Origin of the sequence: Arthrobacter sp. Leaf141 (assembly GCF_001424565.1) — a bacterium.
In the GTDB taxonomy this organism is placed as follows: Bacteria; Actinomycetota; Actinomycetes; order Actinomycetales; family Micrococcaceae; genus Arthrobacter.
The window spans coordinates 135568-135768 of the sequence record NZ_LMOL01000013.1; positions in this window are offsets into that span (position 1 = coordinate 135568).

Consider the following 201-nt stretch of genomic DNA (forward strand, 5'->3'; position numbering starts at 1 on the left):
GCACGGACGGCAGGGACGCTGGTCCGGCTGCTCCCGGGGCTCTTTCTGGGGATGTTTTCGTGGCCGGATCGATTGTCGTACCCCCTCCCTATGCTGGGGTTATGGACGGCAACGAAGCTCCAGGCACGGACGGCAGGGACCCGGTTCCGGGTGCCGCTGTTTCCGGTTCTGGTGGGGTGGGTGCTTCTGACGCGGTGGGCG